Below are 23,768 nucleotides of genomic sequence, written 5' to 3' on the forward strand. Positions count from 1 at the left end.
CACTGAGTAGCAGCAACCCATCGGCAGCGATCAACGTCGTTGGTGGAACCATCGTTCTAAATGGTTTTACGGCAAATAGCAGTGTAGGTGGTATCCCAACTTCAGGTAGTTTGAGTTATACCTATACTTTGAACAACGCCCAGACACATAGCGCTGTTGGAAATGATGGTTTACTTCTGAGTGGCATTCCACTGAGTGTCACAGATGCAGGAGGGGTAACCACAACAGGTAGTCTGGTTGTACAAGTGATTGATGATGTTCCGACTGCTGTGAATGATAGCAAGAGCATTCCTGTAGGTAGTTTGGCAGTAGTTACTGGTAATGTGGTCAGTACTGACACGAAAGGTGCAGATGGCGCACGAGTAACTACAGTAAAAGCAGATACTGCTGGTGGGGCAGATGTCACGATTAATCCAGTTGGAAACTATCAAGTTAGTGGTAAATATGGCACATTAACGATCCATTCTGATGGTAGTTATAGTTATGCACGTAATGCAGGTTCAGCTGGTGGTGTAAGTGACGTATTTACTTATACTTTAACGGATGGCGATAACGACAAAGCAACAGCACAATTGACAATCACTATTGCTGATGCAACCCCGACCAGCACAATACCAACGGCTGGTGGTGCAACAACGACAGTCTATGAATCTGGTTTAAATGGTGGTACAGAAGCTTCAACTAATAAAGAAACCACCAGTGGCACAATTAGCTTTACCTCTCCAGACGGTCTGGCAGTCAGTGATGCAATCAAGCTGGGTGGGCATACTTTAACTACCACGAATCAGAGCTTTTCAGATGGTCTAACTGCGCGTTATGAATACAATGCAGCAACTGGAACGGGGACGATTTATTATAGTTATACCCTGCCTGCAAAAACGAGTGGCGATAATACAACAGCTACTTTCGCTGTTGAAATCAAGGATGCTGATGGAGATAGTGCAACAGCAGGGAATTTGGTTATCAATATTGTTGATGATGCACCAATCACCGTAGCGGATACAGGAAGTGTTACAGAAGGCGCGCTTTTGACCAAAGATGCAGCCAGTGGTGTACTTTCTAGCGACCAGTCAGGCGCAGATGGTTGGGCTATAGGTGGCGGTGTGGTCGGTGTTGCTAAAGGCAATACAGCTACAACTTCGAGTACTGGAGTAGGAACAAGCATCACAGGTGATTATGGTACGCTTACATTAAATGCCAATGGTAGTTATAGCTATAAAGCGGATCCAAACAAAATAACAGCCAATGCACAGGATGTATTTACTTATACAGTGGGTGATGCTGATGGTGACTTAAAAACATCTACCCTTACCATTAATGTGCAGGACGTTACAGCCAATCCATTAACTACAGTGGGTAGCGTACGTGAGGATGGGATCGATGCCAATGGTACTCAGTCGGCGGGAACAGATGCGAGTAGTTCTAGCAATGTAGTTGTGGGTAACTTAAACCTACAGACGGGTTGGACAGTACAACCAGCATCACAAGGTTCTACAGCCCCAATAACAGGCACTACAACAAATGGCACATATACAATCAATTTAGATGGTACTTATAGCTTTACTTTAACTTCAGCAACCAAAGATTTAGCAGGCAATGTAACCAATAGCTTCACTTACACTGCTGTAGACCAATATGGCAATACGGTCACCAATACCGTAACCATTAGCATTGTTGACGATAAACCTAAAATCAGTGAGAACGATGCAAAAGTTGGCAGTGTAACTGTTGATGAAACTAATTTTTTCTCAGGTTCTTTTTCAGCTACAGATGATAATTTTGTCAAAGATGTATTCACCCCTGTGTATGGTGCAGATGGTCAAGCTACAACTAATGCGTTGATTTACGCACTTAACATTAGCTCCAATGGTGTGGATAGCGGATTAGATACCACCAGTGGCCAAAATGTCTTGCTGTATAAAGTAGGTAATCAGATTGAAGGACGTGCGGGTAGTGCATCAGGCGATGTGGTATTTCGTATCTCCATTGATCCGACCACGGGCGCTGTTACCTTAACTCAATCAGAAGCACTTAAACATCCAGTGGGTGGTTCTTCTTATGATGAAAGTCTTTCTATCAGCAATGCAGGTTTAATTACCCTAACTGCAACTGCTACAGATGGTGATGGTGATGCGGTCACCAGTGATCCTGTTGCGGTAGGTGATCGTTTTATCTTTAAGGATGATGGGCCATCAATTGGTTCTGCGCCAGCAGTAACTTCTGTAGATGAAAAAGGTCTAGCGACAGGAAGTGAACCAAACACATCGTTACTCACCGCAGTAGGCTATTTGAGTGTGAGTTATGGTCAGGACGGGTCAGGTAATGGCGGCGGTTTAAGCTTTGCTACAAATCAAACTGCTTTAAAGGCAGTGCTAGATAGTACAGGTAATAGCGGTATAAGCTTTAGTATTAATGCGGCAGGTAATGTACTGACAGCCACGCGTGGCGGCGGCGACAGTGTTGTGTTCAAAGTCACTTTGGATACGACGGATACGATTACAGGCAAATATACCTTTGAACTATTGGGTTCATTAAACCATCCAAGTCATACTACACCATTGAATCTGAATTTTGACTTTATTGCCAAAGATGGTGATGGCGATACGGCATCTGGTAGTTTCGTTGTTCAAGTGATTGATGATGCACCAAAAACTGAGATTGTGATCACGATGGATGAAGATCATAGTTATGGTCCATTCACAACGTCAGCCGATGTGCAACTAGATAACATTACAATTCAGGATGCAAATGGTACTGAGATTACTGGTACGGCGAATCTCGATGGATCTAAGAGTTTTAATGTTGCGCATGGTACCGTGACTGTAGATCAAAATGGTCAGGTGACCTATAAACCTGCTGATAATTATAGTAACTATGATGGCAGCCTAACCGCCAGTCCCGATACATTTAAAGTACTAGTTACTGATGACACTGGGCAAACCACAACAACCAATGTGACTGTAAATGTAAATCCAGTCGCAGATGCTCCTAAATTAGCTGTTGTGGATGATGAGGTTGAAACCCCAGAAGATACAGCGGTAAGTTTAGGCTTAACAACACCAGGTGTAACCGACAATACTGATCAAAATGGCAATACAACAGGTGATAGCCCAGAACGTCTAGGCGTGATTAGCTTAAGCGGTATTCCTGTTGGCGCAGCGCTCTTATATGGTGATGCTATATTCATATCGAATGGCGGCAATATCTCCATTTGGTTAAGCAATGTTAATCATCCGACTGATGAAACCAAACCAGCAAATGCTTTGGAGATGATGTCTGCTGAGTTTGAAGCATTAAAGGTTTTACCACCTGCGGAAAGTCATGCCAATTTTACCGTAACGGTAAGTGTAACCAGTTATGAAGTTGACGATAACGGTGCTAAAGTTTCTGGTGTTAACGGTGCAACCAGTACTGCAACAGTCGTGGTCAATGTTCAGGCGGTTACGGACGGTATCGATCTGAAAATTTTAGATAGCAATAGTTTTGTTGAAACAAGCAGTCAGACACCTGTGATTAAAGACATTGCGGAAGATACTGCACTTAATTTGACTGATTTGTTGCAAGTGACATTGGTGACTGGTGACGATGGAAATTCGAATGCCGACACCGATGGTAGTGAGCAACGCTGGATGACCATTACGGGGTTACCAGAAGGTACAACCTTAACTGTAAGTGGACAGCCTCACACCATTACTGCAACAGAAACGTCGAATGGCTATCGAATAGACATTCCAAATAATTACAATGGCGATTCACCAAGCTTACCATCGATTACAGTGACACCACCAAAAGACTTTAGTGGTGACATTAACAATATCCGGATCACGCTACATGCGCAGGACCAAGATAGTGATGGGCCGACTACTGGAGATGAAATTACTGACAGTGTTTATTTAAATCTACATGTTACGCCAGTAGCAGGTGATGTCGCAGCAGGTGATGTTTCTACCAATGAAGACACAGCAGTTGCTTTCCTGCAAAATGTAAGAGTGACGGATACGGGTACTGGTACAGAAGTCATTACACAAGTCGCATTTGAAATTCCGACAAATTGGGTCGTGAATGCTCCAACCAATAACGGAGGATGGAGTCGTAGTGGAGATGGTTCGAGTGTATCTCCATATACCATCACTTTTGACAATACCTTGAATGAAGTGCAACGTGAGGCTATCTTGGACAGTTTCACAATCTTGCCGCCAGCACACAGTAGTCAAGATGCAACCATTCAAGTAAGTGTAACATCAACTGATACCAATGGTTCTGATACAAATATCCAGATTAAAACTTTGCCAATAAAAGTCACTGTAAATCCTGTTGCTGAAATCGTGGGTAATCCTCCTGGTTCAGGTGATTCTAACAACGATGGTACAGCTGACCTGACCATGACAGATGGTCACATTTACACGACAGCAGGTGCAGAAGACACATGGTATACACTGGGTACTGAGTATGGATTTGACCTTGCCAATGACTGGACGAATCAGGACTTAGATGAACTGACTTATGCACATTTAACGCCTGAGTTAGTTTCAGGGGATAGCTATGCGACAGTCATCGGATCACAATTCAAATGGACAGTTTCTGGTGTTGACTATACTGCAACTTATACAGGCACACCAATTGATGTACCTGTTAGTGCATTGTCAACATTACAGTTCTTGGCTCCTGAAAATGTATCGGGTACCTTTAAAATCAAAGTTGAAGCTTATACAGTAGACTATGATGATGACAATGAAGGGACGGGTACACCAGCGACAGCAGTATCAGGTGAAGCTTGGTTAGAACGTATTATCATCGCACCTGTTGCTGATGGTATTAATACCTTGTCATTAAATGGTCGTGCGATTGGTTTGGAAGATACGCCAATCCCACTGTCTATTACGCCAAGAAGTTCTGATCCATCAGAAACCTTTAATATCACCATTTCAGATATTCCTGCTGGTGCAAAAATTATCTATGGCGGCGTAGAACAAACGATTACTAACGGTTCAGTCACGATCTCTAACTTTAGTACATCTACGCCACTGACGATTACTCCACCTTTTAACAGCAATGTAAACTTTACCTTAAGTGTTACTGCGACGGCGACGGATGGTAGCGTCACATCTGCTTCATCTAGTCCGCTCTCTATACCTGTTACAGTTTATGGTGTAGCAGATACACCGACAATTACCTTAAAAGATTATGACAGTAATCAGTCTGGTGTACAGTCTTATACAACCACTGAAGCTAATCTGGATGGTACTGCCCAGCATAAAGTGTCACTCTCTAATTTGATTGAAAATGTTTCATCGATTGATAATACAGATGGCTCAGAAAGCTTTACCCTTCGTATCACTGGCTTAGCCAAAGATTTCAATCTGGGTGGACCAGCCACTGTTTTGGTCACTGGCACAGGTGAAGAACGTGTCTGGGTGATTAAACCAACAGATTTAAATCATGTATTTATCACAGTACCAGAGAATTACAGTGGCAATGTGAATTTCAAAGTTGCAGGCGTTTCTACTGAAAATGATGGTGATTCCAAAACTGGTGCATTAACTGACGTTAATTTCACAGTGACACCTTCTGCCGAAGCAGAAGCAACGACCAGTGCGACACTGGTTGAAGATGAAATTACGACCCTGAATTTTGGCATTGTTCATGTAAATGGTGACAATGACGAAACTTTGGGACATGTTTGGATTGCACAGGATCAGGCGGCAGGAGCAAACTATACTTTATATCTAGGTACAGGCACATCGGCTGTTCTTTTAAGTAATGCAGGCTTACCAACTGAAATGATTGATGGGAAGACTTACTATAAACTGACTGCTGAACAAGCTCAAACCTTGGCAGCTAAAGGTGGTGATCAGCTTGATGGTAGTTTGGGTAGTTTTGATTATAAGTATGAAGTAACCGATAATCATTATGGTTCGGTGCAAACCACACCAGCGAACACGGTGGTTAAAGATGGAGAATTAAAATTAACGGCGAGTGCAGTTACCGATGCTGTTGAGTTATCTGTTACTGGTATTTCTGGAATAAGCAATACCACTTTATCATCAGATCAACATGTAAATGATGATGCGACTCCAGATACGGCGACCCTTGCGGACACAGACACAGTAACAGTGAAGTTGAATGTTGCATCTGTTGATTACGATGGTAGTGAATACGTGGTTCGTATCTTGATCGAAAATGTGCCAAAGGGTGTAACTGTACAAGGTGCAAATGTTCAACAGATAGGTGCTGGTACATGGGTACTGGTCTATCAGGCAAATAATGCACCTTCAATCCACACACAGGGTGGTATTGATGTACCAGTCACTTTCATGATTGGTTCCTACGCGCATGGCTTAACAGACCATCCGATTAAGATAACTGTACAGACACAAGATCTAGGGTCTGATTTGACTGCTATAACAGACATCAAATCTGATTCAGTGACATGGTATCTAAATACAGATTTTGCTGAGGCTCCAGGCAGTAAAGCACCGCTTATTGACCTATGGCAATATAATGGTGCATCTGCTACGGAAGATACACCATTTAAATTAAGCGATGTGGTAGATCAAGCCATTACCATTCAGGATAATTCGGCAAGCAAATTGTTTACTGTCACCTTGAAAGATTTACCAGCAGGTACAATCGTCAATGGTATGGTACAAACCATGATCGATACAAATAATGATGGTAACCCTGATACCCCAGTATGGACAGCAAGTGTTACGGTAGATCCGAATGCCACTGATGCCGAAGCTGCTTTGCAAAATCTGTTAGACAGTATTGTGATCACGCCACCAGCAGACTGGAATAATAATGGTCAATATGGACAGTTCCATTTCGTTGCGACACTTACGACTTCGGTCTTGGGTGGCGCTACTGAAGAGGCAACGATTCCGTTTCAAGACATGACGATTCCAATCGCTCCTGTGACGGATGATCCGATATTCACCATGTCTGGAGATAGTATGGTGGGTGAGGGTGCGACAGCAATCACAAGTTCTATTACACTCGACCCTGCCGATGGAAGTTTTGGTAAGGTTGTCGATGGTAAAATGTATGTGCAAGTCAATGCTGCTGATACAACCGATGCCATGGAAGGTGGTCAGCTATACATCACGGGTAGTACAACACCACTTGTTTTACAAAGTGTAGATATTGATGGTGAAGGTACAACTGATGGTGATTTCTACGTCATTGACATTGGTGAAAATGGCGGAACAGTAGACTTAACGTATACCATGCCAAATGGTGAGAAAACTGTACCAGGTAATGTATCATTTACTGCTTATGCAAACGTACAAGAAGACGGTGCAGATGTTAAAGCAGTCAGTGTCACGGGTTCTGTGGAAGTTCAACTGATCAATAATGGTGTAAATGTTGTTTCACAAAACTTTATTGGTAATGAGTCAGAACTGGCAACTAAAGCCAATGCAATTGAGCTGACTGGTACAGATGGACTAAGCGTGAGTTTGAAGGATTCAGATGGTTCAGAGTCTTATGGTGCAATTTTGCTATCTAATGTTCCAAATGGCTTCTTGGTTTATGTCGGAAATAATGTGGATTCCGCAACGCCCGCAACGCTTGCAAGTAATGCAGGTGGTGATGGCACAACCAACACTTGGGTACTCTCAGAAAGTGGTGGACTACCAGCTTATGTTGCGATATTACCGCCGATACACTGGAGTGGTACTGTTGAAAACTTACAGTTGGTTGTAACTTCTGGTGAAAGTAGCTTATCTCCTTTAACTGAAACCAAAGACATTGGAGATTTGGTGGTTAATGCCGTAGCCAATGGCGTTGATATCAAACCGACTCAAAGTTTCGGTAAAGAAAATGAGATTATTCCACTTACCCTGAATGCATCGATGCATGATCCAAAAGTTTCAGAAGTTGCAAATGACAGCAGTACTGAAACTATGACCATTAAACTCACAGGTCTGGGTCAATATGCCTCTTTTTATATCGATGGTGTACAGATTTCATCTAGTCAAATTACAGTAAGTGGAACTGGATCAAGTACGACTTATACCATTACAGGTTTAACCCAAAGCAATATAGATAAGTTAGGCTTTAAACAGGCGAAAGCAGCTTTAACTGATCAGGATTCAGCGACTGCAGGTACACAAATCGGGGTAGAAGCATGGACAGTTGAAAGTGGTGTTGGAAATAGTGAATCTACTCATGTTTTTAAGAACATTACTGTAAATATGACGGCCCAAAAGGCTACAACAGGTAATGATACCTTGCTATATACAGCAAGTAGTATTAATGCTGGAGCAGGTACAGATACGATTCAGCTCCGTTCTGGTGAAACTGTATCAGGTGCTACTTTGGCAGAAAATCTGAAGAATGTTGAAGTGCTGGATTTGTCTGTAAATGGAGCAAATAATATCACTAGCCTGACAGCATCACATGTATTGACCATGACTGATGCGGCACATACCTTGAAGATCAATGGTACTGCTGAGGATACTGTTGAACTTGGTTTAGGCTGGACACAAAGTGCAACCAATAATGGTTATGTGACATACACCAGTACCGTATCGGGTACGGCTGTCACTTTGCTGGTGAGTGAAAATGTTCATACCCAATCTGGAGTAAATCCATTATCAGCGAGAAGCTTCAGCGTAGCTGAAACCAGTTCGGATGATGTGATTGTGGCCAAAGCGGGTAACGATACCATTACGACGGGTCAGGGTCACGATACATTGATTTATAATGTGCTAGATGCGAGTGATGCCAAAGCGGGGCATGGTATTGATCATTGGACAGATTTCGGTTTTGGTTCTACCGCAAAAGATAGCAATGCCGAAACGATTCAATTCTCATCAGAATTCTTTAATGATTTGCTTAGTGATAGTGATTTGACATCATCTCATCTTTCACAAGTCGAAAAATTCATTAAGGTTGACTATGATGCAGCAACTGAATCTGCAACCGTGAAAGTAGATCGTGATGGTGAAGCAAATGGTTCAAATTATCAGGATCTTTTGGTCTTAGAACATCAAACTTCGAATGTAACGCTTGCAGAGCTGTTAAATAATCATCAAATTACGATTGGCTAACTTATCGTGTTGATGAATAAAAGTTGCCCCATCCGTGGGGCAATTTTTATGCTAGATGTGAATAATTTCGCTAAATCATTTAATGGCAAAACAAAATTGTAAGCATCCGGCTAACACAGCCTTACCAAGCGATCCTATAAGCCTTAATTTAGTCCCCACCTAAAAACAAGTGGGGACTTAATCCATGAACATGGATATATATTCAGCAACCCCTCCTACAAGGCCATCAATTACACGCTGAAGCGTTGGCCAGCTTTAAGCCGCTATCTGGATGATGGCAATCTACCTATTTGCAATAATTGGGTCGAGAATCAGATGCGTCCCTGGGCGTTGGGGCGCAAGAACTGGCTGTTTGCTAGCTCGCTGCGCAGTGGTCAGCGAGCGGCAAACATCATGACGTTAATCCAGTCAGCAAAGCTGAATGGGCTGGATCCGTATGCCTATTTAAGTGATGTGCTGAAAAGGCTGCCGACACATAAAGTGACCCAGATTAAAGAGTTACTGCCACATCGTTGGAAATCCAACTCAAATTAAAAAATAGGTATGGGATTCAGCGGACGCTTACACAAAATTCCAGTACAATGCTTGAGTTTTGATTTTCCTCATCATTATTATAGTCGTGAAACAATATCATGAATAAACGGGATGTATTAATAAAGACGAGTTTATGTTCACTTCTTAGCCTTTATATGCCTTTACTTTATGCAGCGTCTGGTCAGGAAATTGCAACTTCGTTAAAAGATAATTTACAAGGTGTATTTACCCCAAAATCGGATGATCATTTTAATAAAGTAGATCTTAAACAGCTCTCAAATTTTGATGTCGATACCTCAAAGTTTGATGAACTTCCTGTTATCGGTTCAACACATTCCAATACGGTCAATACTGCGGGATTGAGCTTGGTAAGCCCCACTTCAAGAACGCTTGATATTTCTGAGGCAGTGAAAATTGCGGTTCAGCGACATCCTGAAATTAGTCAAAATATTGCGAGTCTTGCTTCTCAAAATGCCAATATTGATGTGGCTAAAGCTGCATATTATCCTCAATTATCGGGTGGTATTTCGACTGGAGATATGACTTCTGGCGAACGCGGTCGGCAGTTATTAAGTCTTAATGCGACACAGATGGTCTATGATTTTGGTAAGGTCAAATCCAGTGTGGATATTCAAAAAGCCAGATTAGCATTGCAGCAGGCGCAAGTGCTGGTCAAGATTGATGAGGTTGCACTTGAGGTTGCAAGTGCAATCGTGAATCTAAAACGCTATGAGGAAGTCTGTCGCATTGCACAGCAGCAAGTAGATGGGATTGCACGTATTGCTGAGATTGCCAATTTGCGTGCAAATGCTGGCATTAGCAGTCAGGCAGATCCCGTGCAGGCGAAGTCGTATCTTGAAGCTTCCCAATCAAATTTAATTGCTCAACAAACACAATTAAGACTGTATCAACAAAAATTACGGACTTTACTGGGCTTTGATATCAGTCGGATCAACTGGAAAATACCTGAAAATGTAGTCACTGAATCAAAGATTTTTGAAGCACCTAAAATCAATACGATTCCTACGATTATGTCTGCTCAAGCAGAAGTAAATGTCGCAAAAGCACAGAAAACTCAGACAGATCTCAGTCGTTACCCTACTTTAAATTTAGTTGGAACGCTAAGTCAGGCACTGAATGGTGTCAATCCAAACAATAACAAGGATGACGGATTTGATAGTTCAATTAAATTTGAAGCAAGCAGTAACTTCTTTCAGGGTGGATCAGTGGGGGCGCAAAGTCGCGCTGCAAGTTATGCAGAAGAAGCTGCCAAAGCCAAAGTACAAAATAGTTATATGGATATTCTGGAACAGATTCGCATGACTGAGGAACAAGTCACAAATAAACAACGGCAGATGCAGGTTTTGGTTGCCAGACAATCAACCACCACCAGAACAAAAGAATTATATCAGGAGCAATATAAGCTTGGTACGCGGACAGTAGTGGACTTACTTAATGCTGAACAAGCCATTCATAGTGCAAATATGGAAATTGAAAATAATCGTTATGATATTTATGCAAATCTAGTCCAACTTATCTCGACTACAGGTCAATCACGAGATGTTTATCATCTTAATCGTCTATCCATTCAGGGGGTTGAGGTTCAGCCATGAGTACGATGAATTACCAGCCATATCTTCAGGCAATTTTATTGATTGCCAAACATTATCGTATCGAAACCTCTGAAGAACGTATCCGTTTGCAGATGGATTGGGCAGGGGCTAGTGCAGCAGATGAGGTCGTGAAAACGATTGCACGTCAGATTGGCTTAAGTGTACGTAAAAGTAAATTTTCAAAAGAGATGCTTAATCCATGGCGTTTACCAGTCATCGTGGTATTCAAGGATGGTCAAGTTGGTGTGGTTGATCAGGCAGATGTCGATCATAATGTCAGTATCCAGATGAGTGGTGATCAGGGGCTTGCGCAAAGTTTTGTTGCTTCTGACCTTCAACATGAAATTGAAAGTGTTTATATCCTGCGACCTGAAAAATCAGTTGCAGATGCGCGTATTGATGAATATATCAAACCTTATGAGAGTAGTTGGTTCTGGTCGATCGTGTTACGTGACTGGAAACGATATATCGATATTATGTTTGCATCATTAATTGCAAATATTCTGGCACTGGCAACCATTATATTTTCAATGCAAGTCTATGATCGAGTCGTGCCTTCTCAGTCAATTCCTACGTTATGGGTGTTGGCAGGTGGTGTATTGATTGCGGCAATTTTTGAATTTGTTTTACGTGTAGCGCGTATCTATTTATCAGATATTATTGGTAAACGAGCAGACTTGCGTATTTCAGATCGGGTTTTTGGTCATACGCTCAGAATTAAAAATAGTGAGCGTTCCAAATCAACAGGTACTTTTATTTCCCAAATTCGGGAGTTGGAAGGGGTGCGGGAGCTAGTCACCTCAACGACGATTAGCGCCATTGCCGACTTGCCATTTTTCTTTTTATTTTTGGTTATATTCTGGATCATTGGCGGCAATCTTTTCTGGGTCATGGTACTTGTTGTACCGCTTATGATTATTCCAGCCATATTGGCACAAAGACCACTGGCTAAACTTGCCAGAGAGGGAATGCGTGAGTCTTCGATTCGTAATGCAATATTGGTGGAATCAGTGCAAGGCATAGAGGACATTAAGCTGTTACGCGCTGAATCCAGATTCCAGAATCAATGGAATCATATGAATGAAATGTCTGCCGATATTAGTATGAAGCAGCGTAAAATAGTGGGCGTGATGACTGCATGGACGCAAAAAGTCCAAGGTCTGACTTATGCTCTTGTGGTACTTGTTGGCTGTTTTGCCGTGATTAGTGGAGAAATGACCACAGGTGCATTGGTTGCATGCTCAATTTTATCTTCACGAATGTTGGCACCAATTGGACAAATTACGGGTGTTTTGGGACGTTTACAGCAAGCCAAAGTCGCAAAAAGTAGTCTTGATGAGTTAATGAAAAAGCCAGTTGACCAACCTGATCGGGCGCATTTGATCCATCGCTCAGTATTGTTGGGTGATTATCAATTGAATGGCACTTTATTTAAATATAATCAAGATGATGCAAAACCCAATCTAGCGATTGCTCAACTAGCAATTCGGGCGGGAGAGAAAATTGCAATTTTAGGCCGAAATGGCGCGGGGAAATCCACATTATTGCAATTATTATCAGGCATGCAAATGCCGCAGCAAGGTAATATTTATCTTGATGGTCTTGATTTATCACTGATTGATCCTGCTGATATTCGTCGTGATACAGGGTTACTTAATCAGAGTGCGCATTTGTTTTATGGCACAATCAGGGAAAACCTAACTTTAGGCGCACCTTTAGCCTCAGATGATGACTTGATTCAGGCGCTCAAAATGACAGGAGCTTGGTCATTTGTACAAGATAAAAAAGAAGGTCTTGATCATCTTGTACTTGAGGGTGGCTTAGGTTTCTCTGGTGGACAACGGCAGGCTTTGTTGCTGTCACGCTTGCTTATTCGCCAACCTAATATTGTATTGTTAGATGAGCCAACAGCGTCGATTGATGATGTAGCAGAAAAACAATTTATTGATCATCTAATGAATTGGATGGGGCATCGGACTTTAATTGTTGCAACTCATCGGCGAGCTGTTTTGGCATTAGTTGATCGAATTATTGTCCTGAATGAGGGGAAAATTGTGATGGATGGTCCACGCGATCAGATTTTGAGTCAATCAAATAATCAAACTCATCCATCCAGTGGGGCACAATAATGAATGAACAACCACAACAAACAAAACGTCCTGCTAAAGCTTCATTTCATGAACCACCTTTACCTAAATCGAGTATGGTCATCTGGATTATTGGCTTAGGACTTTTGGTGTTCTTTATATGGGCTGCTTTATTTAAATTGGAAGAAGTTTCTACAGGTACGGGTAAAGTTATTCCATCTTCTAAAGAGCAAATTATTCAGTCATTAGAGGGTGGTATTTTGACCAAACTCGATGTTAAAGAAGGTGATATTGTAGAAAAAGGCACCATATTGGCACAACTTGATCCGACTCGCTTTGCATCTAATGTAGGTGAATCGCAGTCTTTGCTCGTTTCTTCATTGGCCACTTCGGCACGTTTACGGGCAGAAGTAAATGGAACTGCATTACAATTTCCCGAGATAGTTCAAAAAAATTCGCAATTGGTTCGTGAAGAAACACAGTTGTATAATACACGACGGAAAAATTTAGAAGAGTCAATATCAGATCTAACGACTTCTTTAACATTGGTACAGCAAGAGCTAAGAATGACTGAGCCGTTAGTTGCTAAAGGAGCTGCAAGTGAGGTAGAGGTTTTAAGGTTAAAACGTCAAGCTTCTGATTTACAAAAGCAAATTAATGATACACGTAGTCAGTATTATGTAAAAGCAAGGGAAGAATTATCCAAAGCCAATACCGACGTAGAAACACAACGGCAGATTGTGAAAGGAAAATCAGATACATTAAATCGTACAGTCTTTAGAGCGCCTGTTCGCGGTGTGGTAAAAGAAATCGATGTAATGACTTTAGGTGGCGTAATTCCTCCTAATGGCAAGATTATGTCGATTGTGCCGTTAGATGAACAGCTTCTGATCGAAGCTAGAATTTCGCCAAGAGATATTGCCTTTATTCGTCCAAACCAACAAGCTTTAGTCAAAATTACAGCGTACGATTATGCGATATATGGCGGATTACATGGCAAAGTGACCGTGATATCTCCTGATACGATTCGAGATGAAGTTAAACAGGATCAATTTTACTATCGGGTTTATATTCGCACTGATTCAGATAAGCTGCGAAATAAACAGGGTAAGACTTTTGCGATTACGCCTGGAATGGTGGCGACAGTTGATATTCGCACTGGACAGAAAACAGTGCTGGACTATTTGATTAAGCCATTCAATAAAGCCAGAGAAGCGTTAAGAGAAAGATAAAGTCTTAAATTTTATGGATTTTGTAGTGATAAAAAATCCTTTTTTTAATTTTAGATATCCCATTACCGCGCACGAACCACAAGCCGATAATACCCAATCAATAAAAAAATACCTGTCGCACAGCTCAAAAATATGAGTTTAGTTAAAACCAGATAAGTTTGAGTGTAAGCGTCCGCTGAACCCCATGCCTATTTTTTAATTTGAGTTGGATTTCCAGCGATGTGGCAGTAATTCTTCTATTTGGGTCGCTTTATGCGTCGGCAGCCTTTTCAGCACATCACTTAAATGGGCATACGGATCCAAGCCATTCAGCTTTGCTGACTGGATTAATGTCATGATATTGGCTGCTCGCTGACCGCTGCGCAGCGAACCTGCAAATAGCCAATTCTTACGTCCCAACGCCCAAGGTCGCATCTGGTTTTCCACCCAATTATTATCTATAGGTAGATTGCCATCATCCAGATAGCGGCTTAAAGCTGGCCAACGCTTCAGAGTGTAATTGATGGCCTTGGCGGTTGGAGAACTCGATGGCACAGTCAGTTGATGTTGGTTAAGCCATTCATACAGTTGTTGCATCACCGGTTGACTATGCTGTTGTCGGTATTCGCGGCGCTGTTCTGCCGTACCATCGGTCTTTTTCCTGAGTTCTGCTTCTATCGCATACAGTTTCTGAATCAGCACCAATGCCTGTTCAGCGACCTGACTTTTCCCGGTCACATGCAGTTCATGGAATTTACGACGTGCATGGGCCATGCAGCCCACCTCAATGACCTGACCTGATTTAAAGCGTGCTTTATAACCACTGTAATCATCACAGACTAGATTGCCCTGCCAGCCATTCAGGAACTCTGCAGCATGCTGGCCTGAACGACTATCCTGAAAGGGCACTGTTGCAAATAGGCTGACATGATAAGCTAAATATCTTATTTATTTCGAGATACAGCAGATGAATCCCTTCACTGTCAACGGCAATTTAAAACTGACCCCTTTTACCTTAAAAACAGCAAAGTAAAATTGACCCCTTTGATGATTTATTAAGACTCAATTTGTGGTTGAATTCCTACTCTCTTTTTATCTTTTAGACGATAACTTTCCCCAGATATTTGTACAACATGACAATGATGTAATAAACGATCCAACATTGCTGCTGTCAAAGTAACATCATCTGCGAATGATTTAGACCACTGGCTAAATGGTAAATTACTGGTCAAAATCGTACTGCCTTTTTCATAACGCTTGACAATCACGTTAAAGAACAGATTCGCTTCTTCACGTCCAAACGGTAAATAACCAATTTCATCGATAATCAGTAATTTTGGGGCGAGTATCACCCGTTGCATATAGGTTTTCAATTTACCTTGCTGATAGGCTGTACTGAGTTGCAGCATGAGATCCGCTGCGGTAATGAACTTGATCTTAATGTTGTTCATGATGGCCTTATAGCCTAATGCCATAGATAAGTGCGTTTTTCCTACTCCGCTAGCCCCCAGAAACACCACATTTTCTGCTCTAGCAATAAAGCTCAGATTGAACAGTTCAATCACCTGTGATTTAGGGGCCCCTAGGGCATAATTAAAATCATAGTCTTCCAGGGTTTTGACTTGAGGCAGGCCTGAGAGTTTCATCAGTACCTGCTGACTGCGCTGTTGCCTGGCAGCATATTCATGCGTCAAGATCGCTTCAACAAAGTCGGCATAACTTCCATCCTGACCTAATGTTTGTTGTGCATGATGTGACCATTGTGATGCGATGGCAGGCAGATTGAGCTTTTGGCAAAGCTGCTCTATACGTTCGTATTGCAGATTCATCAGGAAACTCCCAGCAACTGGTCATATACCGATAAGGGATGCTGCAAACTCTCGTAGGGCATGACATGCTGTGCTGCTGCAACAGGTACAGTGCTGGAACCTGTATCTGATTGCGGTAATGGCGTAAATTTTTGCTGCTCCTGTTGCAGTCGAACAGCCGGTTTTTCTTGCGTGGTGGCATGAATCCGCTGATTGGCGGTTTCATGCAGCCACCGGCCAATGTGGGCATTGGCGACATCAACATCTAACAGTAAACCCGAAGTCTTCAGGCTTGCTTTCAATGGCACAATAAAGCTTGATTTGAGGTATCCATTAAAGCGTTCAACTTTGCCTTTGGTCTGTGCACGGTAGGGCTTACATACGCGAGGACGAAAGCTGTATTTCTTGGCGCAGTCGAGCAGTTTGGGGTTCCATTTATGCTGCCCCTCCTGATAGGCATCCCGTTCAATCATGATCGTTTTAGCGTTATCAAACAGGATTTCTTGAGGTACTCCTGCAAAAAACTGAAATGCATTTTCTAGACCATCGATCCATGCATCCGTACGTTCATGATCATAAAATTTCACGAAAGTCGCTCTGGAATACCCTAATGTTGCGACAAAGGCTTTCAAAGTCGTGTTGTTGCGTCGAATTGTGGTGAAATCCACCTGCATTTGTTGGCCAGGTTGGGTTTCAAAACGAATGACTGGCTCCAGTTTGGCAACTGGTTTTAATGTTGCAAGATATTCCCTCAAGATCCTGATCTTTCCTGGATATCCCAACCCTAAAATTTCCTGGTAGAGCACAACGGCAGGAATCCATTCAGGATGTGCTGCATTTACACGTTGGAGTAAATAGGGTTTATATGGATCAAGAATACTTGTTCTAGGTTGTGTACGCCGATACTGAGGTGTTTCCTTCTGCCGTAAATATTTACGCACGGTATTTCGGGACACCCCCAGTTCACGAGTAATAGCTTTAATAGATTTACCCTGTTGATGAAGAATTTGGATTGTCACTGCTTGCTCCAAAGTTAACATGTTGAGCAGTCCAAAATGACCGCTATATTAACCAAGGGGGTCAGTTTTTAAATGCCATTAGGGGGTCATTTTTACACTGCCGCTAACAGATTATCATCTTAAAGAAACAGAATGGCGTTGGATGAGGGAGCCTAATGAGCTAGCAACAGAGTTGTGGGACCTCATTAGGTAAAACTAAGTGCAAATCTGCTAGTCTAGAGCCATATTTATTAGCGATTGCGATTGGAAGTGTGGTGACTGGTGTAGCTTATGCCGTGATAAAACAACGGTTAGAATAAGCCCTTCATAGAAGCTTTGTGAAAGCTATTTAGTGCAATAAATGAATATTATGCCCAATCCTATTTTGGATCATTTGGAGAGTCTCTACTTGAATTTGTCCAGGTAATAGATCATGAGCGATATTGCTGAATAGGATTGCAACCTTACAAATCGAGCCAATGTTCACCCCATCCATTGTAGTAAACATTAAGTTTTTTTTGAGCATGGATTTATTTTCTTCTGATACGTTGGCGAGCCCTACTGTTCTGAAATGACAGCTTTGTCCGTTATAATTGTATAAACATTTTGGTGTCTGGTAATTATGTCCTTATTGATCAATTTTCTATCTCGCTTTAGTACTGCAACTCTTCAGCGCAGTCTGAGCTATGCTAAACACATTGATAGGGAAACAATTGAGTTCTTTGAGGAAAATGATGATGTCACGATGTATGCTCAAATTGAAGGGACTGATTATTACGATACCGCGATTACCTATAATCTTAAAAAAGACCGTTTAATCGATGATGACTGCACTTGTCCAGTTGGATATAACTGTAAACATGCTGCTGCTTTAGCGCGGTTATTCTTTCAAGAATATCGTCAGGAATTTCAACAGCGTTATGCTGAATCTCAATCTCCGCAGGGAATCGCAAAACGCCGATGGGGGGATGATCAGGCGCAGCGCTGGTTGAATGATTTTAATCGGTATTTACAACAGACTGAACCAGAGCAATCTGTCAAAACAAACAATTATTTAATTTACCTGCTAGATCAGTCGGTCAGCTTAAAGAAATTGACAGTTGAGGTTCAGAAGGCCAGACGCAATAAGAACGGCTCAATTGCAGGGGAAAGTTATTATACCCAATATGAAAATATCACCAGAAAGCATCTGACTTTACCTGAACAAAAACGACAATTATTTAACCAGATTTATTATTATGCCAAAATAAACAGCGACGAACGCTTTTATCAAAGCAATCTTGATATCTCAAGCATTTTATTGGAGCATTTCAAATCTTTTATTCAAAGTGGCGATGTGTACTGGAAAAAAAAGAGCCATACTGCACTTCAATGGTCAGAACAAGGCTATCACATCGAACTGATCTGGCAACAAGGTTTAAACAAACAGACAGAGCATTTAAACATTGAATTGGTCAATGGTGATATTCGACTCGATTTAAAATCAAATCCTCATATTCAGATTCTCGCGAGCCATCCACCATGTTATGTGGATATTCAACAGAACACGGTGGGCCAGTTATATGGTGAATATACGGCAAATCTTCTGTACCATTTTTTACAGATGCCTGATCTTCCAGCTAAGCTCTTGCCAGAGTTTGAGAAACTGACTCATCAATATTCAGACGTGAAAAATCTGCCTCAGCCCGAGTCTATTCAGCATATTGATGTCCTTGAGGGAAGTCCCCAGCCAATTTTACGCTTCGGTGTTTTAAATAAATTTGATTGGAAATGGGAAGAGTCTGTTTGTGCCGAAATTGAATTCTCCTATGCAGGTGGGCGAATTAAAGCAGGTACATCAGGTGACAGTTTTATTGATGAACAGCATGGCAAAATGGTGCGACAGCTTCGGGACTTAGTTCAGGAACAACAGTCAATCCAGCGTTTACAGCTATTGGTCGAATCACTGAAGTGGGTGAAAGATCTTAGTTATGAGCAGCAATTAAAATTGGATAAACAACGTCTTGATTCTATGGTTTTTGCTTTCTATGGAGACTGGATCAAACAGCTGATGCCCATCAATCAAATTGAGTTGATGGGCTGGCAGATAGAGCATCTGGAAAACAGCCCCTTTAATCTGCAATATGTTGAAAATTTAAATATTTCTATCACTGAATCTGAAGGCCAGCAGGACTGGTTCAATATCGGGGCGACGGTTCAAGACAGTGCAGGCAATTCTTATAATTTGCTTGATGCGCTCGTAGCTTTGGTGCGAGTAAATCCTGATTTACTTGATCCGCGGACGTTTATTCATCTGCATGACAGTCAAATTTTCACCGTGAAAACTGCAGTTGATCAACCTGATTTGGCTCTATCCGCTAGGGATATTAAGCCGGTATTGTTGCATCTGCAGAGCATTCTACAGCAAGAAGAGCGCAGTATTGATCGCTATGATGCGAGTCAATTATTAGAATTGCAGCATAATCTTGGGATGACATGGCAGGTCAGTGATCGCCTGCAGCAATTTGTACAGAAATTCAAACAAGGCTATCAGCAACAACTGCCGACACCACAAGGTTTTCAGGGGGAGTTGCGTCCATACCAGCAGCAGGGCTTAGGCTGGTTACAGTTTTTAAGGGAAACCCAGCATGGCGGGATTCTGGCAGATGATATGGGCTTGGGGAAAACAGCACAAACTTTAGCCCATTTACTCATGGAAAAGCAGGTTGGATATTTGCAGGACAGTCCCGCCTTAATTGTTGCACCCACATCGCTGATGCATAACTGGTTCAAAGAAGCGGAGAAATTTACCCCTCAGCTGAAGGTATTGCTGCTACAGGGGCCCGACCGCCATCAGAATTTTGAGCAGATTCCGCACTATGATATTGTGTTAACCACCTATCCGCTTCTAGCGAGAGATGAAGAACAATTAAAGCAATATGAATATCATCAACTCATTTTGGATGAGGCGCAGAATATCAAAAATCCGCGTGCCAAAGCTGCACAGGTAGTACGGCAATTAAAAGCACGACATCGTTTGTGTCTAACAGGTACCCCGATGGAAAATCATTTGGGTGAGCTGTGGGCACTATTTTACTTTCTAATGCCAGGATTTTTATATTCACAAGAAATCTTTAATAAAAAGTACCGTCATCCGATTGAAAAACGCGGTGATCAGCAGTTAAGGCAAAAGTTGGTCAACCGGATTAAGCCCTTCATTTTACGTCGCTTGAAAACTGACGTAGCCAAAGAGTTGCCAGAAAAAACCACGATTGAAGTCAATATTGATATGAATGACCAGCAATCCAAGCTATACGAGGCTGTTCGCGCCACGATGCAGGCAAATATTCAGAAAATTGTGGCAGAAAAAGGCTTTAAGCGTAGTCAAATCCAAATTTTAGATGCCTTGCTGAAGCTGCGTCAGGTCTGTTGTCATCCTAGCTTGCTGAAACTGGATTCAGTTAAAACCGGGCAGGCGCATTCTGCCAAACTTGAACAGTTGATGGATATGGTTGTTCCAATGGTGGAAGAGGGACGAAAAATTCTTATTTTCTCTCAGTTTACCTCAATGCTGGAACTGATTGAACAACAGCTCCATCACGCAGAAATTGGCTATGTGAAGCTGACTGGAAAGACCAAAAAGCGAGATGAAGTCATTACAGCATTTCAGTCTGGACAAGTGCCGGTATTTTTAATCAGTCTGAAAGCAGGAGGGGTCGGTCTGAATCTAACTGCCGCAGATACGGTCATTCACTATGATCCATGGTGGAACCCTGCTGCTGAAGATCAAGCTTCAGATCGTGCATGGCGGATTGGACAGGATAAGCCGGTATTTGTGTACAAGCTGATTACCAATAAAAGCATAGAAGAAAAAATTCTTGCCTTACAGCAAAATAAAGCAGAACTGGCACAGTCTATTCTAAGTACCGATCATGAGGGCGAAGCGAAACTGACGGAAAATGACGTGATGAACTTGTTTGAGAAATTTTAGTTTGGTTTGGGATATTGAGAAAATAAGAAAAGTGGGGTTCAGCGGATGCTTACCGAAAAAGAGATCTACACAGACCTCTTTTTTATTTGGGTTTAATACGTGAAATTATTGCTGAGTGTCATCTTCATTCAGAATTTGTCCTGTGTGCTTTGGTGTAATTAAAGGTGCAGTCGGACGCGGTCCTGTGTATTGCAAGCCGATACCCGCATAGACATCATCTGCTGCAACTTCGGTTTCAAAACGTTCTTTGTCTCGTTCTCGGATTTCTTGGCTAATTTCTTCAACATCACTCTGGTCAACACCCAATTCTTCTAAAATCGCACCGCCAAATAGCATTGCCGACTCGAAGGTTTCTCGAATCATATAATCCACATTTTGTTTTGCTAAATGCAGCGCATGCTCACGGTCATAAGAGCGAACCAGTAACTTGGTTAAAGGAAATTCATGTTGCACCAACTCTACAATCTTATTCGTCGTTTCTTTGTGGTCTACGCAAACAACAATTGCTTCAGCCGTATCTGCTCCCGAGGCATGTAAAATATCTAAACGAGAACCATCGCCATAGTAAATTTTAAATCCAAATCTTTCAGCGTTTTGAATCATGTCGATATCATTATCAATGATGGTCACATCAATGCCTCGAGCAAGCAGTAATTGACTGGAGACTTGTCCAAAACGACCGAAACCAATCATCAATACTTTTCCAGAAAGTCCTTCGGCAATACGGATATTTTCTAAAGAAGTTTGTTCTGTAGTTTGGGTAAAACGTTTAAATAGAAAGCCAATAATCGGGGTCAAAATCATTGACAAGACTACAATCGCAGTCAGGTTTGAGCGTTCAACAGCACTAATGACTTGAGCACTCATGGCGGCAGCAAAGAGTACAAAAGCAAACTCACCCCCTTGAGCCATCAGTAATGCGCGATCGAGTGCTTCGGAGTGTGAACTTTTGGTCATGCGTGCAATTAGGTAAATCATGGATGCTTTGACAAACATCAGCAGAAGTACAGCACTTAAGATTAACACCCAGTTATTTTTTACGACGTTAAGGTCTAGTGACATGCCTACACCTAGAAAAAATAATCCGAGCAATATGCCACGAAACGGTTCAATATCTACTTCAATCTGATGGCGAAAAGTGGATTCGGAGAGTAATACCCCTGCAAGGAATGCCCCCATTGCCATCGATAAGCCAGTGACTTGCATCAGTAATGCTGCGCCGAGCACCACCAAGAGTGCCGCTGCAGTCATGACTTCACGGGCTTTGGCTGCAGCTAATAAGCGAAATAAAGGATTAAGCAACCAATAGCCTGCAGCGATTAAACCTGCAATTGAAATTAAACCAATTCCGATGCTCTGCAAACGCGTAGAAGTACTTTCAACAATATGATTCGGTGCGATAAAAGCGACAATTGCCAATAAAGGTACAATCAATAAGTCTTCAAACAGCAGAATCGAGACAATTTTTTGTCCTCTTGGTTGAGCAATGTCTCCACGATCTCCCAAAAGTTGCATTACAATTGCAGTCGAGGTGAGTACAAAGCCTGCAGCACACACAAAACTCACTTGCCAAGAATAGCCATAGACCAAGCCTACAGCCGTTAGCCCCAATGAACAGGCACTAATTTGTAATGTACCTAATCCAAAAATTTCTTTTCTTAAACTCCATAAATACAATGGACGCATTTCTAGTCCAATCACAAACAGATACATCACAATACCAAGCTCAGCGATATGCAAAATAGACGCAGAATCGTAGAAAAATGCCAGTCCAAATGGACCAATAATTAATCCTGCAATTAAATATCCCAATACCGAGCTTAATCCTAGGCGCTTGATTAAGGGGACTGCGATCACTGCAGCCGTGAGCAATATGACAGGGGATAAAAGGCTGATAGATGTGGCTTCTGCACTCATATATTTCTCAGATTTTGTATTGGGGCTGTTGACATTTCAAGTATAGAATTTACCCGATAAAGGTAGCCAAATATATATATACAGGCTTCAAGCTAATGCAACTGCAGAGCCTATAAATAATTTTGTGTAATTGCTTTTCATAAATTTAAAGGTGATTGCTTAGAACCTATCCAGAATATTTTCTATGCAAAAGTAGCTTTAAAAAGACTAAATTAATGAACTGAAGGTGAACCGTACCGGGTTTGTCGGAGACTTTTTTATTTAAGTTAGGCCACCTGACCTAACGGGTTAATCTTGTCATAGTACATTGCTTCAAACTCAAAAGGTGATACAACCCAGTGCACTGTGTACACGCTTTTTATTGAACCAATCTACCCAGTTTAGTGTCGCAAGTTGTACATCTGCTAAACCTTGCCAATCTGCTTTTAGATATTCAATCACCTCTGTTTTGTATAAGCCATTCACCGTTTCAGCCAAAGCATTATCGTATAAATCACCAGTCGTACCGACTGATGCTCGTAAATTTGCTGCTTCTAAACGATTGGTATAGCGAATAGAAAGATATTGAACACCTCTA

8 protein-coding genes and 5 pseudogenes are annotated in these 23,768 nt (G+C 41.9%); 7 read left to right on the top strand and 6 right to left on the bottom strand.

The window, feature by feature from the left end; genetic code table 11:
• The first annotated feature begins 110 nt into the window (after nucleotides 1-110).
• From Q9R24_RS13965 to Q9R24_RS13985, 5 genes and pseudogenes are all read left to right on the top strand, one after another.
• On the top strand, nucleotides 111-9,053 hold the full coding sequence (locus Q9R24_RS13965; protein WP_311215554.1) for a DUF5801 repeats-in-toxin domain-containing protein: 8,943 nt from the start codon (nucleotides 111-113) through the stop codon (nucleotides 9,051-9,053).
• Nucleotides 9,054-9,257: 204 nt separating this feature from the next.
• Nucleotides 9,258-9,587, top strand: a pseudogene (locus Q9R24_RS13970) (transposase); the annotation flags it as partial.
• A gap of 98 nt (nucleotides 9,588-9,685) precedes the next feature.
• Entirely contained in the window at nucleotides 9,686-11,200 is a 1,515-nt protein-coding gene (locus Q9R24_RS13975) for a TolC family protein (protein ID WP_004835512.1), read from the top strand.
• Nucleotides 11,197-13,329, top strand: a complete 2,133-nt coding sequence (locus Q9R24_RS13980; RefSeq protein ID WP_311215555.1) for a type I secretion system permease/ATPase — start codon at nucleotides 11,197-11,199, stop codon at nucleotides 13,327-13,329. The genes Q9R24_RS13975 and Q9R24_RS13980 overlap by 4 nt, the downstream gene beginning before the upstream one ends.
• Nucleotides 13,329-14,519, top strand: coding sequence for an HlyD family efflux transporter periplasmic adaptor subunit (locus tag Q9R24_RS13985; protein WP_311215556.1), 1,191 nt, complete (start codon nucleotides 13,329-13,331; stop codon nucleotides 14,517-14,519). The genes Q9R24_RS13980 and Q9R24_RS13985 overlap by 1 nt, the downstream gene beginning before the upstream one ends.
• 195 nt (nucleotides 14,520-14,714) lie before the next feature.
• Here the strand turns inward: Q9R24_RS13985 and tnpC are convergent.
• The 3 genes and pseudogenes from tnpC to istA all read right to left on the bottom strand — a co-directional run.
• Nucleotides 14,715-15,401, bottom strand: a pseudogene (gene tnpC, locus Q9R24_RS13990) (IS66 family transposase); the annotation flags it as partial.
• Between the two features lie 152 nt (nucleotides 15,402-15,553).
• Nucleotides 15,554-16,327 carry an IS21-like element ISAba8 family helper ATPase IstB gene (istB, locus tag Q9R24_RS13995; protein WP_311215557.1) on the bottom strand — a complete coding sequence of 258 codons (774 nt, stop codon included), beginning with the start codon at nucleotides 16,325-16,327 and terminating at the stop codon, nucleotides 15,554-15,556.
• Nucleotides 16,327-17,346: an IS21 family transposase gene (istA, locus tag Q9R24_RS14000; protein ID WP_311215558.1), complete on the bottom strand. Its 1,020-nt coding sequence runs from the start codon at nucleotides 17,344-17,346 to the stop codon at nucleotides 16,327-16,329. The genes istB and istA overlap by 1 nt, the downstream gene beginning before the upstream one ends.
• An 88-nt stretch (nucleotides 17,347-17,434) precedes the next feature.
• On the opposite strand from istA, the pseudogene Q9R24_RS14005 reads away from it, so the two are divergent.
• Nucleotides 17,435-17,518, top strand: a pseudogene (locus Q9R24_RS14005) (IS1595 family transposase); the annotation flags it as partial.
• A gap of 135 nt (nucleotides 17,519-17,653) precedes the next feature.
• Here Q9R24_RS14005 and Q9R24_RS15010 read toward each other — a convergent pair.
• Nucleotides 17,654-17,785: pseudogene (locus Q9R24_RS15010) on the bottom strand (serine/threonine-protein kinase HipA); the annotation flags it as partial.
• Between the two features lie 141 nt (nucleotides 17,786-17,926).
• On the opposite strand from Q9R24_RS15010, the gene Q9R24_RS14010 reads away from it, so the two are divergent.
• Nucleotides 17,927-21,274, top strand: coding sequence for a DEAD/DEAH box helicase (locus tag Q9R24_RS14010; RefSeq protein ID WP_311215559.1), 3,348 nt, complete (start codon nucleotides 17,927-17,929; stop codon nucleotides 21,272-21,274).
• A 105-nt stretch (nucleotides 21,275-21,379) separates the two neighbouring features.
• On the opposite strand, the gene Q9R24_RS14015 is transcribed toward Q9R24_RS14010, so the two are convergent.
• Both Q9R24_RS14015 and Q9R24_RS14020 read right to left on the bottom strand, forming a co-directional pair.
• Entirely contained in the window at nucleotides 21,380-23,191 is a 1,812-nt protein-coding gene (locus tag Q9R24_RS14015; protein WP_311215560.1) for a monovalent cation:proton antiporter-2 (CPA2) family protein, read from the bottom strand.
• Between the two features lie 266 nt (nucleotides 23,192-23,457).
• Nucleotides 23,458-23,768 (bottom strand): annotated as a pseudogene (locus tag Q9R24_RS14020) (integrase core domain-containing protein); the annotation flags it as partial.

The sequence above is a fragment of the Acinetobacter sp. RRD8 genome (assembly GCF_031844225.1).
Taxonomy (GTDB): domain Bacteria; phylum Pseudomonadota; class Gammaproteobacteria; order Pseudomonadales; family Moraxellaceae; genus Acinetobacter.

Excerpts from the sequence above, each read along its gene's own strand:
- Q9R24_RS14015 (WP_311215560.1), bottom strand. The coding sequence starts at position 23,191 with ATGAGTGCAGAAGCCACATCTATCAGCCTTTTATCCCCTGTCATATTG.
- Q9R24_RS13985 (WP_311215556.1), top strand. The coding sequence starts at position 13,329 with ATGAATGAACAACCACAACAAACAAAACGTCCTGCTAAAGCTTCATTT.
- istB (WP_311215557.1), bottom strand. The coding sequence starts at position 16,327 with ATGAATCTGCAATACGAACGTATAGAGCAGCTTTGCCAAAAGCTCAAT.
- istA (WP_311215558.1), bottom strand. The coding sequence starts at position 17,346 with ATGTTAACTTTGGAGCAAGCAGTGACAATCCAAATTCTTCATCAACAG.
- Q9R24_RS13980 (WP_311215555.1), top strand. The coding sequence starts at position 11,197 with ATGAGTACGATGAATTACCAGCCATATCTTCAGGCAATTTTATTGATT.
- Q9R24_RS14010 (WP_311215559.1), top strand. The coding sequence starts at position 17,927 with ATGTCCTTATTGATCAATTTTCTATCTCGCTTTAGTACTGCAACTCTT.
- Q9R24_RS13975 (WP_004835512.1), top strand. The coding sequence starts at position 9,686 with ATGAATAAACGGGATGTATTAATAAAGACGAGTTTATGTTCACTTCTT.